At 68.1% G+C, this 21,783-nt stretch carries 20 protein-coding genes; 8 read left to right on the top strand and 12 right to left on the bottom strand.

Annotation, left to right across the window (positions count from 1 at the left end):
* The first annotated feature begins 115 nt into the window (after positions 1-115).
* Positions 116-3,034: an EAL domain-containing protein gene (locus IM543_16525; GenBank protein QOY93164.1), complete on the top strand. Its 2,919-nt coding sequence runs from the start codon at positions 116-118 to the stop codon at positions 3,032-3,034.
* On the opposite strand, the gene IM543_16520 is transcribed toward IM543_16525, so the two are convergent.
* Complete coding sequence (locus IM543_16520) at positions 3,021-3,395, bottom strand: DUF4124 domain-containing protein (GenBank protein QOY93163.1); 375 nt, start codon at positions 3,393-3,395, stop codon at positions 3,021-3,023. The genes IM543_16525 and IM543_16520 overlap by 14 nt on opposite strands.
* Before the next feature lie 120 nt (positions 3,396-3,515).
* On the bottom strand, positions 3,516-4,490 hold the full coding sequence (locus IM543_16515) for a threo-3-hydroxy-L-aspartate ammonia-lyase (GenBank protein ID QOY93162.1): 975 nt from the start codon (positions 4,488-4,490) through the stop codon (positions 3,516-3,518).
* 151 nt (positions 4,491-4,641) lie between these two features.
* On the opposite strand from IM543_16515, the gene IM543_16510 reads away from it, so the two are divergent.
* Positions 4,642-5,181 (top strand): GbsR/MarR family transcriptional regulator, encoded by a 540-nt coding sequence (locus IM543_16510; GenBank protein QOY93161.1) that lies wholly within the window; start codon positions 4,642-4,644, stop codon positions 5,179-5,181.
* Positions 5,178-6,230, top strand: coding sequence for a TIGR01777 family protein (locus IM543_16505; protein ID QOY93160.1), 1,053 nt, complete (start codon positions 5,178-5,180; stop codon positions 6,228-6,230). The genes IM543_16510 and IM543_16505 overlap by 4 nt, the downstream gene beginning before the upstream one ends.
* Positions 6,231-6,261: 31 nt before the next feature.
* Here the strand turns inward: IM543_16505 and IM543_16500 are convergent, their stop codons facing one another.
* Genes IM543_16500 through ompR form a run of 3 tightly spaced genes read right to left on the bottom strand, consistent with a single transcriptional unit; the run spans position 6,262 to position 10,143 of the window.
* Positions 6,262-7,968, bottom strand: coding sequence for a hypothetical protein (locus IM543_16500; GenBank protein QOY93159.1), 1,707 nt, complete (start codon positions 7,966-7,968; stop codon positions 6,262-6,264).
* 7 nt (positions 7,969-7,975) lie between these two features.
* Positions 7,976-9,349: a HAMP domain-containing protein gene (locus IM543_16495; GenBank protein ID QOY93158.1), complete on the bottom strand. Its 1,374-nt coding sequence runs from the start codon at positions 9,347-9,349 to the stop codon at positions 7,976-7,978.
* 11 nt (positions 9,350-9,360) lie between these two features.
* Positions 9,361-10,143: a two-component system response regulator OmpR gene (gene ompR / locus IM543_16490; protein QOY93157.1), complete on the bottom strand. Its 783-nt coding sequence runs from the start codon at positions 10,141-10,143 to the stop codon at positions 9,361-9,363.
* Between the two features lie 199 nt (positions 10,144-10,342).
* Here ompR and IM543_16485 point away from each other — a divergent pair, with 199 nt between their 5' ends.
* Both IM543_16485 and IM543_16480 read left to right on the top strand, forming a co-directional pair.
* The gene (locus IM543_16485; protein QOY96837.1) at positions 10,343-10,735 is read left to right on the top strand and encodes a hypothetical protein; all 393 of its coding nucleotides are present in this window, start codon (positions 10,343-10,345) and stop codon (positions 10,733-10,735) included.
* A 175-nt stretch (positions 10,736-10,910) separates the two neighbouring features.
* Positions 10,911-12,815, top strand: coding sequence for a DUF342 domain-containing protein (locus IM543_16480; GenBank protein QOY93156.1), 1,905 nt, complete (start codon positions 10,911-10,913; stop codon positions 12,813-12,815).
* Positions 12,816-12,830: 15 nt separating this feature from the next.
* Here the strand turns inward: IM543_16480 and IM543_16475 are convergent, their stop codons facing one another.
* Together IM543_16475 and IM543_16470 are read right to left on the bottom strand one after the other, a co-directional pair.
* Positions 12,831-13,379, bottom strand: coding sequence for a nuclear transport factor 2 family protein (locus IM543_16475; GenBank protein ID QOY93155.1), 549 nt, complete (start codon positions 13,377-13,379; stop codon positions 12,831-12,833).
* A 33-nt stretch (positions 13,380-13,412) separates the two neighbouring features.
* Entirely contained in the window at positions 13,413-14,282 is an 870-nt protein-coding gene (locus tag IM543_16470) for a DUF817 domain-containing protein (protein QOY93154.1), read from the bottom strand.
* 181 nt (positions 14,283-14,463) lie between these two features.
* Between IM543_16470 and IM543_16465 the strand changes: the two genes are divergently transcribed.
* The 3 genes from IM543_16465 to IM543_16455 all read left to right on the top strand — a co-directional run bounded on the left by IM543_16465 (position 14,464) and on the right by IM543_16455 (position 15,941).
* On the top strand, positions 14,464-15,126 hold the full coding sequence (locus IM543_16465) for an NUDIX hydrolase (protein ID QOY93153.1): 663 nt from the start codon (positions 14,464-14,466) through the stop codon (positions 15,124-15,126).
* 51 nt (positions 15,127-15,177) lie between these two features.
* On the top strand, positions 15,178-15,405 hold the full coding sequence (locus tag IM543_16460) for a hypothetical protein (GenBank protein QOY93152.1): 228 nt from the start codon (positions 15,178-15,180) through the stop codon (positions 15,403-15,405).
* Between the two features lie 68 nt (positions 15,406-15,473).
* Entirely contained in the window at positions 15,474-15,941 is a 468-nt protein-coding gene (locus IM543_16455; protein QOY93151.1) for a chemotaxis protein CheW, read from the top strand.
* A gap of 6 nt (positions 15,942-15,947) precedes the next feature.
* Here the strand turns inward: IM543_16455 and IM543_16450 are convergent, their stop codons facing one another.
* From IM543_16450 to IM543_16430, 5 genes are all read right to left on the bottom strand, one after another.
* Positions 15,948-17,930 carry an ATP-binding cassette domain-containing protein gene (locus tag IM543_16450; GenBank protein ID QOY93150.1) on the bottom strand — a complete coding sequence of 661 codons (1,983 nt, stop codon included), beginning with the start codon at positions 17,928-17,930 and terminating at the stop codon, positions 15,948-15,950.
* A 146-nt stretch (positions 17,931-18,076) separates the two neighbouring features.
* Positions 18,077-18,967, bottom strand: coding sequence for a 50S ribosomal protein L3 N(5)-glutamine methyltransferase (prmB, locus tag IM543_16445; GenBank protein ID QOY93149.1), 891 nt, complete (start codon positions 18,965-18,967; stop codon positions 18,077-18,079).
* Positions 18,968-18,997: 30 nt separating this feature from the next.
* The gene (gene dapE, locus IM543_16440; protein QOY93148.1) at positions 18,998-20,134 is read right to left on the bottom strand and encodes a succinyl-diaminopimelate desuccinylase; all 1,137 of its coding nucleotides are present in this window, start codon (positions 20,132-20,134) and stop codon (positions 18,998-19,000) included.
* Positions 20,131-20,490 (bottom strand): ArsC family reductase, encoded by a 360-nt coding sequence (locus IM543_16435; protein ID QOY93147.1) that lies wholly within the window; start codon positions 20,488-20,490, stop codon positions 20,131-20,133. The genes dapE and IM543_16435 overlap by 4 nt, the downstream gene beginning before the upstream one ends.
* A gap of 132 nt (positions 20,491-20,622) precedes the next feature.
* On the bottom strand, positions 20,623-21,765 hold the full coding sequence (locus IM543_16430) for a PilT/PilU family type 4a pilus ATPase (protein ID QOY93146.1): 1,143 nt from the start codon (positions 21,763-21,765) through the stop codon (positions 20,623-20,625).
* Positions 21,766-21,783: the final 18 nt, after the last annotated feature.

Raw genomic sequence — 21,783 nt, 5'->3', positions numbered from 1 at the left:
GCTGCCCCCGGCTCCGGTGGTAGTATTCGTCGCAGTGACTCAGCCTATGCCCACACCAACACCCGATCGTCGTTCTTCGCTACCAGGCGCCGCGCACGCGGCGGTGGAGCGGGTGTTGAAGTTGTTTTCGTATTACCTGATTCCATTGGGCATCGGCCTGGTCTCGCTGATCGCCCTGCTGTTCTGGCACGACCAGTACCGCGCCGTCGGCGACGTGCCGCTGTCGATGCACATCGCGGTCCAGCAGGAGGCCGGGCTGGAGCCGGCCGCCGCGCTGGCGCGGGTGCGCGCATCGAGCCTGAGCACCGGCCACGACACCCACCTGTCCGAAGACCCGGTCTGGTTCCTGTTCGAACCGATGCCGCGCGCCGGCAGCCAGGTGGTCGAATTCCCCTCGCGCCACGCGCTCGACGTCGCCTGCTGGGACGCCGCCAGCCTGGCGCCGCTGGGCGCCGCCACGCGCAGCACCGGGACCGGTTTCATCGCCGGCTCGAAAGCGGGCTTCGCCCTGGAACTGGCGCCGCTGCCGCCCGAACTGCTGTGCCGCGCGCGCTTTGCCGGTCCGGCGCGCCTGTCGGTGCTGCAATGGCCTGCCGAGCAGTATGCGCTGTCGGTGGAGCAGTACCACCGCAAGTCCGGCCTGCTCGACGGCGGCATGGTGGTGCTGGCCCTGTTCATCCTGATCACCGCCATGATCAACCGCCAGCCCCTGTACGTGCTGTTCGCCGGCTGGCTGGTGCTGAACCTGCGCGTGGCCGCGCTGTCGGCCGGCTGGGACATCCAGTGGCTGGGCCAGACCATTCCGTCCGAGTGGCTGCTGCGCAGCCGTTCGGTGTCGATCACCCTGTACGGCATCGCCACGCTGACCCTGTACCAGGCGCTGTTGCGGGAAAACATCGCGGCGCTGCGCTACGTGCTGCCGTTCCGCATCATGCAGTGGCTGTGCCTGCCGATGCTGGCCGCCGCCATGTTCCTGCCATACGGCATGTATCTGCCGCTGCTGTGGGGCATCACGGTATGCTGCTTCTCGGTGATGACGGTCGGCCTGTTCAAGATTATCGCGGAGTCGCGCAACCGCGTCGCCTCCTGGTTTGCCGCCTCGTTCGCGGTCAGCTTCCTGGCCACCATCGCCGAAGTCGCCTCGGCCGCGCTCGGCATGCGCGAACTGCTCGGCGTCATCAACAGCGTCACCGCCGCGCTCGCATCCAGCCTGCTGGCGGCCCTGGCCGTGGCGGAACAGATGCGGGTGGAGACCGAGCAGCGCGAAGCGGCCCAGCAGGAACTGGAGCATGCCTACCAGGCGATGCCGGTGGGTTTGTTCACGCTCGACGTGTATGGCCACTTCCTGAGCGTCAACCCGGCGCTGCAAAAGATGCTGGGCATCGCCAGCTTCGTCCCCGGGCGCACCGCATGGCGCCAGTTCTTCACCGAAAGCACCTGGACCGAACTGCACGAGGGCGTTCATGCCAAGGCCGAGGCCGAGATGGAGCTGACCAGCCGCGACGGCAGCCAGCGCTTCCTGGTCAGCGCCACGCTGGCACGCTCGCGCATCGAGGGCGTGCTGCAGGACACCACCGAGAAACACAAGGCCACCGAGCAGCTGCAGTTCATGGCCAACAACGATCCGCTGACCAAGGTCTACAACCGGCGCGGCATCGAGGGCGAATTCGCGCTGGCCGCCAAGGGGCTGGCCGCCGGCAAGCCGATGGCCCTGGCCTATGTCGACCTCGACCGCTTCAAGCTGATCAACGACCTGTTCGGCCACGCGGCCGGCGACGAGGTGCTCAAGCAGGTCTGCGAGCGCATGGCCACCATGCTGGCCGGCGGCCAGCAGATCGGCCGGGTGGGCGGCGACGAGTTCGTGATCCTGATGCCGGAAACGGCGATCCCGCTGGCCTCGATCATCTGCCGCGGCATCGTCGACCGCCTCGGCAATACCCCATACCGGGTGGGCGACAAGGCCTTCCATGTGCGCGGTTCGGTCGGCCTGATCGAGGTCACCCCGGGGATCGCCATGAAGGATGCGGTCTCGACCGCCGACCGCGCCTGCCGCGAAGCCAAGACCGGCAGCGGCGAGGGCCTGGTGGTCTACGAGAGCGGCGCCGAAGCCTTCCGCCAGCGCGCGGCCGAGCTGGACATGGTGGCTCGCCTGTCCAGCCCGGACGCGACCGATTGCCTGCTGCTCGAGATGCAGCCGATCATGTCGCTGCGCAGTCCGCGCGAATCGCTGAACTTCGAAGTGCTGCTGCGCATGCGCGAGCCGGACGGCCGCATCGTGCCGGCCGGCGCGGTGATTTCCGCCGCCGAGAAGAGCGGGCGCGCGAGCGTGATCGACCGCTGGGTGCTGGGCAGCACCCTGGGCTGGATCGCCGAGCACGCCGATCAGCTGGGCAATACGCGTTTCGTGTGCATGAACCTGTCGGGCGCCTCGCTCAACGACGAGCGCTTCGTGCAGGACACCTTCGATATCCTGGGCCGCTATGTGCATGTGGCCAGCCGCCTGTGCCTGGAGATTACCGAAAGCGTCGCGCTGCACGACCTCGACAACACGCGCCGTTTCATCGACCAGGTGCGCAGCTTTGGCGTGAAGGTGGCGCTGGACGACTTCGGCGCCGGCTACACCTCGTTCTCCTACCTGAAGGAACTGCCGGCCGACGTGCTGAAAATCGACGGCAACTTCATCGTCAACATCAACGCCCACCCGGCCAACGTGGCGATCGTCGAAGCGATCGTCAGCCTGGCGGGCAACCTCGGCATGAAGACCATCGCGGAGTGGGCGGAAGACGCCGCCACCGTGCAGACGCTGGCGGAAATCGGCGTGGACTATGTGCAGGGCTGGGCGGTGGCCCGCTCGCAGCCGCCGGAGCGCCTGCTGCAGGCACGCTCGGCGGCGGACTTCATCACCGATCCCGAGGTGCTGGACGTGCTGCGCGCGCTGGAAGCGCCGTCGGCGCTGCACCTGGCCAGCGTGACCCACCTGCATGAGCTGCAATGCGCGGTCCCGGGCAGCCGGGACGGGTTCAATCCAGCGTAGCCAGGGTAGTCTGGCGGGCGCCCGCATCCATCAACAGGAACTGCGCATGCGCCGCCTTCAGGGTGGCGACGTCGCGCATCAGCGGCTTGGCCTTGACGCGCGGCGCGGCCGGGCGGCGCGGTAGCGCGCGCGGCGGCAGTGCGCCGTGCTCGACGGCAAGTGGATGCGGCTCGGCGCGGGTGCCGGCCTGGTCCACGGCGCTGGTCACCACGCGCACCATGGTGGCGCCGCTGTCGCAGGGCTGGTCGGTCAGGGTGATATGGCCGGCGCTGTCCACGCACTTCACGATGTCCGAGCCGGCGTGGGCGGGCGCCCCGGCCAGCGCGGCCGCAAGCATGCTGAGGCAGAGATGACGCTTCATGGTCGACTCCTTTGATTGAGCCTCCATTGTCCGTGTCTGTCTGACACGGCTCTGTTCGTTGCTTCACGTGTGCGCGGCTTGCGCACAAGAATCTCTCAGCGCTAAAGGGCTCGCCCGCCCTCAGGCCGCGAGGGTGTGGATCAGCTCGGCAAAGCGCGACAGGTCGACGTTGCCGCCGCTGATCAGGATGCCGACGCGCTTGTCCCGCACATCGACCACGCCGTGCAGCGCCGCGGCCGCCGCCAGGCAGCCGGTCGGCTCGACGATCATCTTCATGCGTTCGGCAAAGAAGGCCATGGTCTGCACCAGCTGGGCGTCGCTGACGGTGACGATGTCGTCCACGGCGCGGCGTATCACCTCGAAATTGTGCTCGCCGATATGGGTGACCATGGCGCCGTCGGCGATGGTCCGGGGCACGGCGATGTGCACGATTTCCCCCTTGCGCAGCGATTGCTGGCCGTCGTTGCCGGCTTCCGGCTCGACCCCGATCACCTTGCAATGCGGCGCCAGCGCGCGCGCCGCCAGCGCGCAGCCGGCCAGCAGGCCACCGCCGCCCAGGCACACCAGCAGGATGTCGAGCTGGCCGACTTCCTCGAACAACTCCTTGGCCGCCGTGCCCTGGCCGGCGATCACGTCCGGGTGGTCGTAGGGCGGAATCAGGGTCATGCCGCGCTTCTGCGACAGGCGCCGGCCGATCTCCTCGCGGTTTTCCAGATAGCGGTCGTAGGTGACGACTTCGCCGCCGTACTCCCGGGTCGCCTTGACCTTCAGCGCCGGCGCGTCCTGCGGCATGATGATGGTCGACCGGATGCCGGCCAGCCTGGCCGACAGCGCGATCGCCTGGGCGTGGTTGCCGGACGAATAGGTCAGCACGCCGGCCTTGCGCTGGGCGTCGTCGAATTTCGCGATGGCGTTGTAGGCGCCGCGGAACTTGAAGGCGCCCATGCGCTGGTAGTTCTCGCACTTGAAGAACAGCGTGCCGCCGCTCATGGCGTTGGCCGTGGTCGAGCTCAGGACCGGCGTGCGGTGCGCGGCGCCGGCCAGGCGCTCGGCGGCCAGTTCGACGTCACGGTAGGAGAGGGCGGTGTCGGGCATGTGGGGCTCGCGAAGGTCGGAAGCCGACAGTATAACGAAGCGCGGCCGGCAGGCGCCAGGCAGGGCTTCGCACCGATGCCATGCGGGGAAGGCTTGACCGGGCGCCGATTTTGTTCTTTAATTTCTGTAATAACAGAAATAAAGGAAAGTCATGACCCTGAGCCCGACCGCGCAGAAGTTCGTCCTGCACTGGGGAGAGATGGGCAGCCGCTGGGGCGTCAACCGCACGGTGGCGCAGATCCATGCGTTGCTCTACCTGTCCGGGCGCCCCTTGAGCGCCGACGACATCGTCGAGACCCTGGGCGTGGCCCGCTCCAACGTCAGCAACAGCCTCAAGGAGCTGCAGAGCTGGAAGCTGGTGCGCGTCAGCCATGTGCTGGGCGACCGGCGCGACCATTTCCAGGCCTTGCAGGACGTGTGGGACATCTTTCGCGTCATCCTGGAAGAGCGCAAGCGGCGCGAGATCGATCCGACCCTGAGCGTGCTGCGCGAATGCGCCATCGACGGCGCAGAAGACGCGGAACTCGATGCGGCCACGCTGGCGCGCATGCAGGGCGTGCTGGCCTTCCTCGAACTGCTCAGCGCCAGCTTCCAGGATTTCCAGCACCTGCCGCCGCAGACCCTGCAGCGCATGCTCAGGATGGGCGGCCAGGTGGCGCGCTTCCTTCCACCTTCCAAGGAGAAACCATGAGCACCCCAAGGCATTCGGCTGCACGCGGGCAGCGCCTGTCCGGCCTGGGCGACGTGCTGGCCGCCATGCGCCGCACGCGCATCGCAGCTGCCGATCCCGGCGCGCCCGCGCTGTCCTTCGACCCCGACCAGCGCACCGTGCTGGTCACCGGCGCCACCGGTTTCATCGGCCAGCACCTGGTGCGCGCACTGCTGCGCGACGGCCATGCGGTGATCGCCCTGAGCCGCCGGCCCGAGGCGGCGGCCAGCCTGTTCGACGGCCGGGTGCGCTGCGTGTCCACGCTGGAGGCGCTGGCGCCGGATTGCGCGGTCGACGTGGTGGTCAACCTGGCCGGCGCCCGCATCCTCGGGCCGCGCTGGAGCGCGGCGCGCAAGGCGGCCCTGCGCCGCAGCCGGATCGAGCTGACGCGCCGGCTGGTCGCCTGGATCGCGCGCGCGCGGCAGAAACCCTTCCTGCTGCTGAACGCCTCGGCGATCGGCTACTACGGCATCCAGCGGATCGGCGACGACACCATGCTCGACGAAACCGCGCCGCCGCAGGCGATCTTCATGTCGGACTTGTGCCGCGAATGGGAAGCGGCAGCGGCCGCGGCCGCGCAATACGGCGTGCAGGTGGAATGCATGCGCTTCGGCCTGGTCCTCGGCACCGGCGGGGCGCTGCCGGCGATGCTGCTGCCGATCCTGCTCGGCCTGGGCGGCAGCCTGGGCGGCGGACGGCAGTGGCTGTCATGGATCCACGTCGACGATGCGGTGCGCGGCATGGCGCACCGCTGGCGCCAGGCGCTCGATCATCCGGCGCCGGGCGCTGTCGGCGCGAGCAATTTCACGGCGCCGGAATCGGTGACGCAGGCGCAATTCAGCCGGACCGCCGCGCGCCTCTGGCGTCGCCCCAGCTTCATCCCGACGCCGGCCTGGCCGATGCGGCTGGCGCTGGGCGAGCAGGCCGACCTCTTGCTCGAAGGGCAGCGGGTGGCGCCGCGCCGCCTGGAACGGGAAGGGTTCGTGTTTCGCTATCCCGGCATCGCGCAGGCGCTGGCGAGCCTGGCATAGCGGCGGCCACCGGCCAATGCCGGGCGCCTGGTCAAATGCCGAAGGCTTTCAGCCCGGCGTCGAGCAGCACCTCGAGGGGATTGCTGGCGCGCCGGCCAGCCCGCGCCGTGCGCGGCACTTCCTCGTACAGGAAGCAGGCGTCCTGCCCGGCGAAGCTGTCGTGGAACAGCGCCTGCCTGCCCATCAGGTAGGGCAGGAAAGGCTCGGCGCGCACGGTCCGGTAGCGGGCCTGCGCGCTGAACCCGAGGGTCGCATCCTGGCTGATGCTGCGCCCGTCGCCCGCCTGCTCCATGCGCACGCCGCGGCAGCCCCTGAGCACCAGCGTCGCCGGGCCCTCGAAGGCCAGGTAGCGCAACTGCAGGGTGAGCCAGGCGTGCAGCGTTCCCAGGCGCCAGTGACTGCGAATGGCGGGCCGCTCTCCGCTACGGTGCAGCATGCCGACCAGGGCGCGCGGCTGGAGCACGAAAGCCTGGCCCGGCGCCAGTTCCAGCAGCGCGAGTTCGTCGAGCGGGTCGGCCACCGACGACAGCACCAGTTCGGCGGGTGTGCTGGCGCGCAGGCGCTTGAGCATCCACAAGCGCGCGGCCAGGCTGCTCAGGGGGCGCCGCCAGTCGAACAGCAGCCGGGTCGAGACGCCGACGCCGGCAGGCTGGCTCTGGCAGTAGTCGGGACGGATCAGCAGTTCGTCGCCCGGCGCCAGGCGCAGGCCTTGCGAGACACGCGAAGCCAGCGCGACCGCAGGGGAGGGATGCCGGGCCTCCGGCCCGGCGGCGTCGATCACGATCGGCGGCCGGCGCGCCGCCAGCGGCGCCAGTACCACATAGAACACGGTGCGGATGGCCGCCGGCGCCAGCCACCACGCGACCAGCAGCGCCAGGGCCGGCAGCAACAGCGGCCGTACCGCCCCGTAGGCCCGCCAGGCGCCGCTGCTTCCCGCCAGCTGCTCGACCTGCAGCAGCCGCGCGCGCAGCGGCGCGCCGGCCGCATCCAGGGCTCGCTGGTCGAGCCGGAAGGTGGCCGGCGCCGCCACCGAAGGCAGCCCGTTCACCAGCGTGCGCTGCGCCAGGTAGGCGCGGTGTGCCGCCTCGTTCCTGGCCAATAGCTGCTGCACCTGTGCGTCCAGCGCCCGCAACTCGCGGTAGGCGCCGGTGAAGAACAGCTTGCCCCAGGCGCCCGCCGCCGCCTCGGCCCGGGCGCGCCGCGCCAGCGCCTCCTGCAGCTGCGCGTAGATGGCGACGTGCGCGCGCCGCAACTGTTCCAGCCTGGCGCGCGCGGCCTGCCGGTTGACGAGCGCATCGACGCGCGCGCGCAGGACCAGCAAATGCGCCTTCTGCTGGCGCCGCAGTTCGAGCGCCAGGTCGCGCATGGCCGCGCGTGCGAGCTGCTGCGCCAGCGCCTCGCGGCCGGCGAGCGCCGCGCCCAGCACCGGCGCGCGCTCCTGCTCGCGCCGCAAGGCGGCGATTTCGTCGTCGAGGGTGTCGATCCGGGCGTCGAGTTGCGCCAGGCCGGCGCCGGACAGACGGCGCGCTTCGTCCTGCGCGTCGCGCGCCAGCACGGCGCGGCGCCCATCGAACCCGGCCTGCGCCTGGCGCAGCGCGGGGAGTTCGCCGACGATGCGCTGGACGCCAGCCCATTCGTCGTGCAGCCAGTGCCCGGAGGCGAGGACCAGCACGATGCCCGCGAACACCAGCAGGTTGCGGCCGAGGCCACGGAGCAGGGCGGCCAGGAGCTGACCCACGTGCCGCCTATCCCGCCAGCGGCAGCGCCAGTTGCAGCAGCAGGCCGCCGCCTGCGCGGTTGCTTACCGTGAGCTCGGCGTTGTGGCGGGTGAGCACGCGCTCGACGATGGCCAGTCCCAGGCCGGCGCCGTTGGCCTGGCCGCGCGCGCTGTCCAGGCGCGTGAAGGGTTTCAGCAGCTGGTTGATCTGGTCTTGCGGCACGCCCACGCCGTGGTCACAGATCTCGATCAAGGCGCGCCGTCCGTGCCCCGTCGCCTTTACGCGCAAGACGAGCGCGATCTCGGTGAAGTCCTGGCCCGGCGTCTTGCCGTACTTGCGGGCGTTCTCGATGATGTTGTTGAGCACGCGCCGCAGGTCGGTGGCGTTGCCCATCACGTGCACGCCGGGCATCAGGTCGACCTGCACCCGCAGGTCGCGGATGCGGCCGGCCTCGCGGCCGACCTCGGCCAGCATCTCGGACAGGTTCACCGCGACGAAGGTGGCGGCGTCGGTCGGCTTGGCGAAGTCGAGGAACTGACCGATGATCGCGTCCATCTGGTTGATGTCCGACTGCATGCCTTCGCGCGCGTCCGCCGGCAGGCTGGCCATCTCGACCTCGAGCTGCATGCGCGCCAGCGGCGTGCGCAGGTCGTGCGAGATGCCGGCCAGGATCACCGCACGGTCCTTCTCGACCTGGGCCAGGTCTTCCACCATCTGGTTGAAGCTGCGGTTGGCCTCGATGATCTCCTGCGAGCCCTTCTCGGGCAGCGGGCTCGGGCGCTCGCCCTTGGCGATGGCGCGCGCGGCCGCCGTCAGTCGCGCCAGCGGGCGGTTGACCAGCGAAGAGATGAAGGCGGCGCCGATCAGGGACAGCAGGCCCACCAGCGCCGCCCAGCCGAGCCACTGCTTGCCCGTCAGGCCGGCCAGGCGCTCGCGCTCGAGCATCAGCCAGTATTCGTCGCCGTCGATATTGAAGCTGATGTAGAAGCCCGGCACCCCGTTCACGCCGCTGGAAAAACGGGTCTCCTGGCCGAGACGTGCGCGCACGATGGCGGCGATCTCCGGCATCAGGGGATTGTTGGGCGGCGGCTCGACCAGGTCGTCGTCGTTCAGCGTGAGGATGCGGATGCCTTCGTTCGACACCAGTTCGAACAGCAGTTCGCGGCGCTGGTCCGGAGCGGAGTGGATCAGGGCGGCCCGGGTCAGGGTCACCATCGAGTTGACCGTTTCGGCGGTCTGCTGGATCTGGGGACCGCGCTGGAACACGCTGATCATGCCGATCCACGAACCGATCGAGGCGGCGGTCAGCAAGGACATCAGCAGGAAGGTCCGCCAGAACAGGCCGCTCCGGTACCAGGCAAAGCGGGCGGCGCGGCGCGCCGCCGAAAGCGGTGCGAACATCGGAGCGAACACTAGCGCGGCTGTCCTTCCGGGATGAACACGTAGCCCAGGCCCCACACGGTCTGGATGTACAGGGGACTGGAAGGGTCGGGCTCGATCAGCTTGCGCAGGCGCGAGATCTGCACGTCCAGCGAGCGGTCGAAGACTTCGTATTCGCGTCCGCGCGCGAGCTCCATCAGCTTCTCGCGCGACAGCGGCTGGCGTGCGTGGCGGGCGAACACCTTCAGCACCGAGAATTCGCCGGTGGTCAGGGGCACGGTCTCGCCGTTCTTCTTGAGGGTGCGGGTGCCCAGGTCGAGCACGAAGTCGCCGAACTCGAAGGTCTGCGGGGTTTCGCTCGGGGCGCCCGGGATCTCGTCCGGCCCCTTGCGGCGCAGGACCGCCCCGATGCGGGCCACCAGCTCGCGCGGGTTGAAGGGCTTGGGCAGGTAGTCGTCGGCGCCCATTTCGAGGCCGACGATGCGATCGACGTCCTCGCCCTTGGCGGTGAGCATGATGATCGGGGTCTGGTCGCCCGCGCCGCGCAGGCGGCGGCAGATCGACAGGCCGTCCTCGCCGGGCAGCATGAGGTCCAGCACCAGCAGGTCGTAGCGCTCGCGCAGCCACAGCTTGTTCATGGCCGGCGCGCTTTCCGCGGTGACCACCTGGAAGCCCTGCTCGGTGAGGTAGCGGCGCAGCAGGTCGCGCAGGCGGACGTCGTCGTCCACCACCATGATCCTGGCGGAGTGGCCGGCCTGGTTGCCGGCGGCGCCGGTGGTCGGGCTGCTGCCCGTATTGTTCGTCGATGCGTTCATATGGAATCCAGAATTGTCAGAAGCATGTCGCTATGGTAACGTCTTATCGCGCGGACATCTCGTCCTTATGGCTCAGCCATTACATTGTGTTACAAACTTTACCCAATCTGGCTTACACCTCGGACGGTATGCACATACACTGGCGGCAAGTGGAAATCACAGCTTATCTGTTTATATGGCATCGCGGAAGAGGCACAACATGAACAACGTGAATACGAAAACCCAGGCAGGAGTTGCAACTGCAAGCGGCGACCGGATGGCGCGTGTGTTCAGGCACGGCGTGCTCGCCTGCGTCCTGGCCTGCACCGGCGCGGCCGCCGTCGCCGCCGGACAGGATCGCAGCCCGCGCCGCGAAGAGTTGCAGCAGCAGCGTTTCGATACCCGTGCGCAGGATGCGCGCGACGAGCAGCGCGCCTATGAGATGCAGATGCGCGAAGACGCCCGGCGCCGCGACCTGGAAGAGCAGGTGCGCGCGCAGCAGCGCGACGATCCGCGCCGCAGCGGCCGCATGACGCCCGACGAGCGCCGCGACCTGCGCCGCCAGATCAACGAAGCCGGCATGGACCTGTACCCGAACGCGCGCCGCCGCTGACACGGCGGCCGGCCGGCACATCACCAACGGCGCCTGCGGGCGCCGTTGTCGTTGGGGGGCTGCTTCATCGCGGACACCGGCGGCGCAATTCTCCCTGGTATTTATTGCCATACGTTTATTTGTGTTGGTTAACATGCTATCTTGATGCCCACCTGAGCAGATCGGAGCGTGTGCCTTGTCCAACTTCGTCGTCCCCAGCGCGGCGGCCGCGCCCGCGGCGCGCCATGCCCCCGCCGGTCCCCTGCCTGGCATTGCATCCTGCATCAGCCGCCAGGCCGATGGCGTGCATGCCGATCCGGGCGCGCTCGGACCGGCCTTGCTGGCGGCGGTCGAGAGCGTGCTGCTGCGCAACCAGTACTTCGCCGGCCTCGATTATCCGGTCCTGATCAAGGCGCTGTTCGGTCACGGGCCGGACCTGCCGCGCAACCCGCGCGGCGAAACGGTCGTGCGCCTGGCCGACGACATCCGTCCTTTCGATCCGCGCCGCCGTGCGCTCTACCGGGCGGTGAAGATCGCTGACGGGCAAGCCGAGTATTATTTCGAGCCGCTGTTCCTGCCCGACGCCGACGGCGTCGAGCAGCCGGTCCGGCTCGACATCGATGAATTCATCGCCGACATGTGGACCAAGGGCATCCGCTTCGGCATCGATGTCGCGGCGGTGCTGGACGCGATCGCCGGCGGCGCGGCCGGGCGCGTGGTGGTGGCGCGCCGCCTGCCGCCGCACCCGGGGCAGGATGCGCGCGTGGTCGAGGTATCGAGCGACCTGCACCGCAGCGATGCGCCGCGCCAGCTCGCCAACGGCAGGCTCGACCTGATGAGCTTCCAGAACCGCTTCCCCCAGGTCCAGCGCGGCACGCGCCTGCTGCAGAAACTCCCGCGTGTGCAGGGCGAGCCCGGTTTCGACCTGTCGGGCATCGCGCTCGCGCCCGAGATGCCGGCCGACCTCGAACTTGGCGAATGGAGCGGTCCGGGCACGGGCGTCGATCGCGTCGCGGAGGGCGAGTTCGTGGTGGCGTTGCAGGACGGCTTTCTCAACGTGGAGGGCAGCCGGCTCTCGGTGGGCGACAAGATCGTCAGCCACGATGGGGTCAGCGCCAGGACCACCGGCAATCTGCAGCTGGAAGGCGACTACGAGGAATTCGGCGAAGTCCAGGAAAACCGGGTGGTCGAGGGCGAGAGCATCACGGTGCATGCCGACGTGTTCGGCAACGTGGTCTCGCGCGGCGGCACGGTGCTCCTGAACCGCAACCTGATCGGCGGCAGTGCGCGCAACGCCGACGGCGCGATCGTCGTCATGGGGATGGCGTCCGGCGCCACCATCCACAGCGCGAACGGCGAGGTCAGCCTGCAGCGCGCCGAAAACTGCAGCATCTCGGGGACCAAGGTCACGGTGGTGGAGGCGGTCAATTGCGAGATCGTCGCCGACATCGTCGAAGCCGGCCAGGCCGAGGGCTGCGCGATCGCCGCCAAGCGGGTAGCCATCGAGCGCGCCGCGCCGCGCGGGCACAGCGAGATGCGCGTATTCGTGCTGCGCCCCGACTGCCGCCGCATCGACGAGGCGATCGGCATGATCCGCGCGCGGGTGGGCCAGTTCGGCCAGCTGGCGCAGCAGCGGCGCGCGGCGATGGGCGCGCTGACGGCCCAGCCGGAGGTGGCCAGCTACGTCCGGCTGGCAGGGCGGGTGCGCAAGGGAGAGCTGGTGCTCACGCCGGAGCAGCAGCCGGCCTTCAGGAAGCTGGCCGAGGCGGTCGCGCCGGCGCTCAAGCAGATGGCCGCGCTGACGCAGGCGATCAAGGACATCGAAGCCGAACAGCAGTCCGGCATGGCGCTGCTGGCGAAACTCGGGGCGCAGCGCGCACGGCACGCCGGCGCGGTGAGCGTCGCCATCGCGCAGGTGGACGGCGACATCACGGTGCGCGCCCTGGACGTCGACCCGGATGCCGCCGAGGACGAGGGCGCCCGCAACCTGCAGCCGCGCGAGATCAAGGCGCGACTGCGCGACGCCAGCGGCGCCGAACTGCTGTTCGCCGGCGGCAGCGGCAGCTTCAGCTGGGCTACGGAAGAGGTCGCTACGCCTTGAATCCGGGTGGCGACACTAGTCGCGCCGGCGCGCCCCTTGCGCCGGCCTGATGGCCGTCACCTGATGGTAGGTATTCTTCCAGCCGTCCGGCTGGCGCACCCACACGTGCACATAGCGTCCGCGGAAGGGCCGCGCCCTGGCGCCGGCCTGCAGGGAGCTGAAGGTGCCGGTGACCAGCGCCACGCCGCCCTCGTCGAGCAGTTGCACTTCCGCCGATTCGATGTCGTAGGACCGGAAGCGCAAATCCTCGCGTTCGAGGGCCGTGAGCAACTCGGTCTTGCTGCGCACGCGCCCGCGGCTGTCGACATGGTGGTACTGGCGGTCCATCAGGTGGCGCAAGGTGGCGATGTCGCGCCGCAGGATGGCCTGCGCGCGCTGGCGTTCGAGCCCGGCCAGCATGTCTTGCGGGTCGAGCTCGGCGGCAATCGCGTGTTCGCTCTGGTGGCCGGCCGCATGGGCCGGTGACGGCATCAGGAGGGCCGCCGGCAAGAGCGCGGACACGAGCGCGGAAACGAGCACGGACACGAGCGCGGGCGGGGCCGGGAGACTGGTCGGCGACTTCATGGCGGTTCCTTCGAAATGGCGGACACGGGCATGCTACGCCCGCGCGACATGGATCTTTTCCTTGATGTGCTTGAGGTTGGCGACGATGGTGAAGGTCATGATCACCAGCAGCGACCACGAACTCCACTTGCTCACGTGGACCGCCGACCAGGCCCCCAGCTGGTTCGGGTAGCGCCACACGCCCCAGAAGGTGCCGATGTTCTCGGCCAGCCAGATGAAGAAGCCGATCAGCACGAAGGACAGCAGCAACGGCATCTTGCGGTCGCGGTCCAGCGGCCGGAACACCACCGTGGTGCGCGAATACAGGCCGAGCGCGCAGGCCGCCAGGTACCAGCGGTAGTCGCCGATGTAATGGTGGGTGAAGAAGTTCAGGTAGATCAGGATGGCGATGGTCCAGGCCATCCAGTGCGGCGGATGGTGGCGGATGCGCAGGTCGAACAGGCGCCAGGCCTGCACGATGTAGCTGCCGATGGCGGCGTACATGAAGCCCGAGAACAGCGGCACGCCCACCACCTTGGTATGGGCGAAGTCGGGATAGGCCCAGGACTGGATCGCGCCCGACACCTTGAAGGCCTCGAGCGCGAAACCGATCGCATGGAACAGGCAGATCGCCTTGAGCTCGTCCATCGTCTCCAGGCCGGAGCGCAGCATCCACAACTGGATGCACAGCGCCACCAGCAGCAGCAGGTCGTAGCGCGCAATCCCGAACACGCCGGCGCGCGGGGTGAGCATCATGGCGGCGAAGAACAGGCCCACGAACAGGCAGGCGCGCGCATTCTTGAAGCCGAAGTACAGGAACTCCACGCCGCCGCGGCGCCAGCCGCCCAGCTGCCGCGGCCGGGTGTCGAGCAGGAGATTGTCGAGCGCAAGGGTGATGGGGGCGGAGCCGGGCGTCTTGTTCATGTTATTGGCGAGGCAGGGAGGTCAGCCGATCTTGTCACAGAAGGTCGGCCGGATCAATGGGGCGAGGCTGTTGGCAATGCTGTGCTGTTGGCTCATCTCGCCAATGCGGGCCGGAAATACCTGGCCCATCCAGCGAATGCTCGCGCTGCCGGCTTGAAGCGCGCTGACGTAGAATAACCAGATGACTTCCCTCCATCCGAAGAAGGACGAACGCGGCGAACCGGTGACGCTGCATGCCCCGAGCCGGGCCACGCCAGCCGGCAGCTGGGCCGATCCCGGCCAGGTGGCGACCGTCGTTCCGCAGGGCGCGCTGCCGCCCGCCCTGAACGGCATCGGCTTCCAGGTATGGCACGCCGCGCCGCAGGACGATGCCGGCTGGTCCGTGCTGGCGGGGCGGGAGGAGGTCTTCGCCGAGCCCCGCTTCGTGCCGGCGCCGGACAAGCGGGTGGCGGCAGGTGTCGTCATCGTGGAAAGCGACGCGCGGGTCTGGGTGGTGCATCCGTCGAATGCGTTCGGCGGCTACCCGGCCACGTTTCCGAAAGGGACGGCGGATCCGGGCATGCCATTACGCGCCACGGCGATCCGCGAGGCCTACGAAGAAAGCGGCCTGCACGTGGTCTTGACCGGCTTCCTGATGGACCTGACCCGCAGCCGCAGCCGTACCCGCTACTACCTGGGACGGCGCGTGGGCGGCTGTCCGTCCGACATGGGCTGGGAAAGCCAGGCGGTATCGCTGGTGCCGTGCGCGCTGCTGCCGGCGGTGCTGGCCAATCCGAACGACGCGCCGCTGGTGGCCATGCTGCGCGACCTGGCCCTGGGCAGCGCCCATCCTACCCTTCCTTGACAGGCATCGCAGGAATTCCTGCAGCTCAGGGTCGAGGCGGCCGATCCGGCCATGTGCTTCGATGGACGCACCGCCACCATCGTCGACGAGCGGCGCGAATACCTGGACCGGAGCATGCGGACGGTGCTGCGGGTGCAGCGCTACGCCCGCAATCCCCATGGCGAGTATTTCTTTTTCATCTCCGAGGGCACGGGCAGGCCGTTTTTCAAGCACATCGACCAGCGCGCGGCCAAGGTAGCGCTGGGAGACCGGTATATCCCGCCCGGCACAGGCCGATAGTTGAGTCCAGTCAACAATTCCACGGGAGTGCGCCCTTAGCATAGGTGGTGCCGATGAAAGGAACCGCCATGCCGAACCAGCTCCCCACTCTCACTGCACCCCAGCAGTTCCTGTGTTTCACCCTGGGCGGGCTCGAATACGGGCTCGACTACGCTGCGGTGCAGGAGCTCAAGGCATACCGGTCGCTCGAGCGCTTTTCGAACGACGGCGAAATCATCGGTGGCGTGGCGCTGTCGCGCGGGGTGATCATGCCGGTGATGGACTTGCGGGCCGCCTTTGCCAGCGTCTTTTCGCTGCCGGCGCCGGACACCGACGTGGTGATCGTGCGGGTGCCGGCCGGCGTGGTGGGGGTGGTGGTGGAGCGCGTCACGGGCGTGGTGCGCCTGCATCCGGAGCAGGTGGCGCCCATGCCGGGCGCGCGGCAGGACGCCGACTACCTGCTCGGGCTCGGCCTGGCCAAGGGCAGACGCATGATCCTGATCGACATCGAGCGCCTGATGGCGGTGGCGCCCGCCGAACCGCGCCAGGTGGCTTGACAGGCCTCAGGCGGCCAGGCCTTCCAGCTGCTCCTGCAGTTCCAGCCATTCCGATTCGAGCTGCTCCAGGTCGCGCGTCGCGAAGGCCTGGTCGGCCACCAGGGTCTTGAGCTTGTCCTTGTGCTCGGCCTCGTAGATGCCCGGCTCCAGCAGCTGGGCGTCGATGTCCGCCTTCTTCGCGTTCAGCTTGGCCATCTGCTCTTCGAGGCGCTTGACGCGGTTCTCGAGCGGTTTGCGCAGTGTGGCCAGGCGCTGGCGCTGTTCGGCCTCCTGGCGCTTCTGCTCCTTGCGGTCGACCGGGGCCAGGGCGGGGGCTGGCGCGGGTGCGCCGGCCGGGGCCGGGGCCGGCGCCGGCAGGGTGCCGGTGCCCTTGCCGAGCTTGGTCTGGAACAGCCATTCCTTGTAGTCGTCCAGGTCGCCGTCGAAAGGCTGCAGCTTGCCGTCGGCGACGATGATGAACTCGTCGGTGGTGGCGCGCAGCAGGTGGCGGTCGTGGGAGACCAGCACCACGGTGCCTTCGAACTGGGCCAGTGCCAGCGTCAGGGCCTCGCGCGTTTCCAGGTCGAGGTGGTTGGTCGGTTCGTCCAGCAGCAGCAGGTTCGGGCGCTGCCACACGATCAGGGCCAGCGCCAGGCGCGCCTTTTCGCCGCCGGAGAAGGGCGCGATCGGGCTGCTCACCATGTCGCCCGGGAAGTTGAAGCTGCCGAGGAAATTGCGCAGCTCCTGTTCGCGCACGGTCGGCGCGATCTTCGCCAGGTGCCACAGGGGCGACTCGTCATGGCGCAGCATTTCGACCTGGTGCTGGGCAAAGTAGCCGATCGACAGGCCCTTGCCCAGGGTCGCCTTGCCCTCCAGCGGCATCAGTTCGCCGGCCACGGTCTTGATCAGGGTCGATTTGCCGGCGCCGTTCACGCCCAGCAGGCCGATGCGCTGGCCGATCTGCAGCGAGAAGTTCACGCGCTTGACGATGGCCTTGCCGCCGACCTTGTCGCCATGCTCGTCCAGGAGCGGGTAGCCGGCATCGACGTCTTCCAGCACCAGCAGCGGGTTGGGGCTCGAGCTCGGCTCGCGGAATTCGAAGGAGAATTCGGCGGCGGCGCGCAGCGGCGCCAGTTCTTCCATCTTGGCCAGCGCCTTCATGCGGCTCTGGGCCTGGCGCGCCTTGGTGGCCTTGGCCTTGAAGCGGTCGACAAACGACTGCAGGTGGGCACGGGTGCGCTGCTGCTTCTCGAAGGCCGCTGCGGCCAGCACCAGATGGGCCGCGCGCTGGCGCTCGAAGCTTGAATAGTTGCCCGAGTAGCGCTTGAGCTTGCGCTCGTCGATGTGCACCACCACGTCCACGATCTCGTCGAGGAAGTCGCGGTCGTGCGAGATGATGACCAGGGTACCGGGATAGCGCTTGAGCCAGTCTTCCAGCCAGATGATCGCGTCCAGGTCGAGGTGGTTGGTCGGCTCGTCCAGCAGCAGCAGGTCGGACGGGCACATCAGGGCCTGCGCCAGGTTCAGGCGCATGCGCCAGCCGCCCGAGAAACTGGCCACCGGCTGCCCCATCTGTTCCAGCGAGAAGCCCAGGCCCAGCAGCAGCTGCTCGCCGCGCGACTGCACCGTGTAGGCGTCGGCGTCAAGCAGCAGGCTGTGCAGTTCGCCCAGGCGCATGCCGTGGTCGCCGGCATCGGGATGCGCTTCCAGTTCGTCGAGTTCGGCCTGCAGGCGGCGCAGGTTGACGTCGCCGTCGATCGCATATTCCAGCGCCGGCCGGTCCAGCGCCGGGGTCTCCTGCGCCACGTAGGCCATGCGCCACTTGGCGGGGAAGTCGATCGCCCCCTGGTCGGGATGCAATTCGCCCCGCAGCATGGCGAACAGGCTCGATTTGCCGGCGCCGTTGGCGCCGATCAGGCCGATCTTGTCGCCCGGATTGAGGGTAAGGTCGGCGTCTTCGAGCAGCGGCTTGGTGCCGCGCATCAGGCTGACGTTCTGGAAGCGGATCATGGAAAACTATCTAAACGGTTTGGTAGGGTGGGCGGGTCTCCCGCCCGCGCGTTCAGCTAAAGAATGTGTTGCCACAATGCGTCCGGGAGTTGAACGCGTGGGCGGGAAACCCGCCCACCCTACGAGAGTCGTTAAAGCAAACGGTATTACTGCGCCTGCAGCTGTTCGGCGGTCAGCAGGAACACCGCGTCGTCGCCGGCGCTGGTGCTCAGCCAGGTCAGGCCGAGGTGGCCGAAGGCGGCTTCGGCGTATTCTGCTTCGTTTCCGATCTCGACCACCAGGATGCCTTCCGGGCTCAGGCGCTCGGCGGCGCCGGCCACGATCTTGCGCACCAGGTCCATGCCGTCCTCGCCGCCGGCCAGCGCGATCTGCGGCTCGCGCAGGTATTCCGGCGGCAGCTTGCCCATCGAGGCGCTGTTCACGTAGGGCGGGTTGGTGACGATCAGGTCGTACTTCTTGAACGGCACGTTGGCATACAGGTCCGATTCGATCGGGTTGACCCGGCCTTCGAGCTTGTATTCGCGGATGTTGTGCTCGGCCACGGCCAGCGCATCCTTCGAGATGTCGACCGCGTCGATCACGGCGTTCGGGAAGGCCTCGGCCATCATGATCGCCAGGCAGCCGCTGCCCGTGCACAGTTCCAGCACGTTCTCCACGGCGTCAGGATCCTGCACCCAGGGGCTGAAGGTCTGCGGGACCAGTTCGGCGATGAAGGAGCGCGGCACCAGCACGCGCTCGTCCACGTAGAAACGGTATTCGCCCAGCCAGGCTTCGCGGGTGATGTAGGCGGCCGGCACGCGCTCGGTGACGCGGCGTTCGATGACTTCCATCACCTGGATCACTTCGTCCGCCAGCAGCCGGGCGTCGAGGAAGGGGTCGAGCCGGTCCAGCGGCAGCTTGAGGGTGTGCAGGATCAGGTAGGCGGCTTCGTCGAAGGCCTCGGCGCTGCCGTGGCCGAAGAACAGCTTCGCGCCGTTGAAGCGGGTGATCGCGTAGCGCAGCAGGTCGCGCGGCGTGCTGAAAGTGGTATTGGTCATGGCCTTCTCCCGTGGGCTTTTCATTACTCGTTACTGCGCCAGCAGCTGTTCCAGCGTGCGGCGGTAGATGTTCTTGAGGGGGTCGATGTAGCGCAGCTCGATGTGTTCGTCGATCTTGTGGATGCTGGCGTTCGGAGGCCCGAATTCTATCACCTGCGGGCAGATGGCGGCGATGAAGCGGCCATCCGAGGTGCCGCCGCTGGTCGACAGTTCGGTCCGCACGCCCAGTTCGTCGAAGATCGCATCGCACAGGGCGTCCGACAGCGGTCCCTTGGGCGTCAGGAAGGGCTGGCCCGAGAGCGTCCATTCCAGCGTGTAGTCCAGGCAGTGGCGGTCGAGGATGGCGTGCACGCGCGCTTCCAGGCCGTCGGCGGTGCTGGCCGTCGAAAAGCGGAAGTTGAAGTCGAGGCTCATGCTGCCCGGGATCACGTTGTTGGCGCCGGTGCCGGCGTGGATGTTCGAGACCTGCCAGCTGGTCGGCGCATAGTACTCGTTGCCTTCGTCCCATACCTCGGCCGCCAGTTCCGCCAGCGCCGGCGCGGCCTGGTGGATCGGGTTGCGCGCCAGCTGCGGATAGGCGATGTGGCCCTGGATGCCCTTGATCACCAGGTGGCCCGAGAGCGAGCCGCGGCGGCCGTTCTTGATGGTGTCGCCCAGCACGTGGTTCGAGGTCGGTTCGCCGACCAGGCAATAGTCGAGCGTCTCGCCACGTTCTTCCAGGCGCTCGCACACGACCACGGTGCCGTCCACCGCCAGGCCTTCCTCGTCGCTGGTGATCAGGAACGCGATCGAGCCCTTGTGCTCGGGGTGGGCCGCGATGAACTCCTCGCAGGCCACGACCATGGCCGCGATCGAAGTTTTCATGTCGGAGGCGCCGCGGCCGTACAGCTTGCCGTCGCGACTGGTCGGCACGAACGGGGGCGAGGCCCACTGGTGCTCCGGGCCGGACGGCACCACGTCGGTATGGCCGGCGAACACGAACACCGGCGCGACCAATCCCTTGCGCGCCCACAGGTTGGTGACCCCGTTCGATTCGATGGTCTCGCAGTGGAAACCGAGCGGCGCCAGCAGCTCGATCAGGCGCTGCTGGCAGCCCCGGTCGTGCGGGGTGACCGAGTCGAGGGCGATCAGCTCTTCGGTGAGCAACTGGGTGCGCGAGGCTTTCATTTGGCTTCCTGGAACTTGGCGGCGTACATGTCGGCCGAGAAGCCGACCGACACCGGGCCCACGCCTGCCAGCACCGGGCGCTTGATGACGGAAGGGTGTTCCAGCATCAGTTCCAGGGCGCCGGCCTTGTCCGTGACCTGCGCCTTGCGCTCGTCCGGCAAATTGCGCCAGGTCGTGCCCTTGCGGTTGACCAGGGTTTCCCAGTCGAGCTGCTCGAGCCAGCCGGCCACCAGTTCGCGATCCAGGCCCTGTTTCTTGAAATCATGGAACGCGAAGTCGTGGCCGTTGTCGCTGAGCCAGGTGCGGGCTTTCTTGACGGTGTCGCAGTTGGGGATGCCGTAGAGGGTCGTGGTCATGGGCGTAGCTCGCTGGCCCGTGCGAACGCGCGGGCTGATGGTGTTTTGAAAAGGCGGCAAAGGATAGCACAAGGCGTCCCCTGCGAGGATTCTACACAGGGGTGCTGCTCCGCAGCGGACGGCAGGATTCGCTCAGGGATCGAGCGAGAATTCGGTAAACGACGCGCCCTGGGCGTCCGGTTTCTTCTGCTCCTCTTCCGCCTGCACCTGGCTGTCCGGCCCATTGTTGAGCAGCCAGAGCAGGTTGGTGGCCGAGTCGGCATTCGCGAGTGCTTCGTCCTGCGTCACCAGGCCGTCCTTGACCAGCTTGAGCAGGGCGGTTTCAAACGATTGCGAACCCGGCGACAGGCTCTTGTCCATGGCGTCCTTGATCTGGCCGATCTCGCCTTTTTCGATCAGGTCGGCGATGTAGCGGGTGTTCAGCATCACCTCGACCGCGGCCTGGCGCTGGCCGCCGGCGGCGGACTTGACCAGGCGCTGCGAGACGATCGCCTTCACGCTCGATGCCAGGTCCTGCAGCAGGGCGGCGCGGTTCTCGATCGGGTAGAAGCTGATGATGCGGTTCAGCGCGTTGTAGCTGTTGTTGGCGTGCAGGGTGGCCAGCACCAGGTGGCCGGATTGCGCATACGCCAGCGCCGCCGCCATGGTCTCCTTGTCGCGGATCTCGCCGATCAGGATGCAGTCGGGCGCCTGGCGCATCGAATTGCGCAGCGCGGTGGCAAAATCGGTGGCGTCGCTGCCGATCTCGCGCTGGTTGACGATCGACTTCTTGTTCTTGAACAGGTACTCGATCGGGTCTTCCAGCGTCAGGATGTGGCCGGTGCGGGTGTCGTTGCGGTGGTCCAGCATCGAGGCGATGGTGGTCGACTTGCCGGAGCCGGTGGCGCCCACGATCAGCAGCAGGCCGCGCTTTTCCATGATCAGCTCGGATAGCACCGGAGGCAGGCCCAGTTCGCCGATCGGCGGGATGTTCGCCGGCACGAAGCGGAACACCGCCGAGATCGAACCGCGCTGGCGGAAGGCCGACAGGCGGAAGCGCCCGAGGTTCGGCACCGAGACACCCATGTTCAGCTCGTTGTCGCGCTCCAGCCCGAGCATCTGCTCGGGGGAGGCGATCTCGGACAGCAGGACGCGGATGTTTTCCGGTTCCAGCTTGTTCTGGTTGATCGGGATGAGGTTGCCGTTGATCTTGATATGGACGGGAGAATTCGCCGCGAAGAACATGTCGGAGGCGTTCTTTTCCTTCATCAACTGGAACAAGCGTTCCATCATCATGTTCTGACCCCTTGCTTC

Origin of the sequence: Massilia sp. UMI-21, from assembly GCA_015277795.1 — a bacterium.
In the GTDB taxonomy this organism is placed as follows: domain Bacteria; phylum Pseudomonadota; class Gammaproteobacteria; order Burkholderiales; family Burkholderiaceae_D; genus Telluria.
Note: the sequence above shows the minus strand (reverse complement) of the source record. Positions and strands in the feature narration are given on the sequence as shown.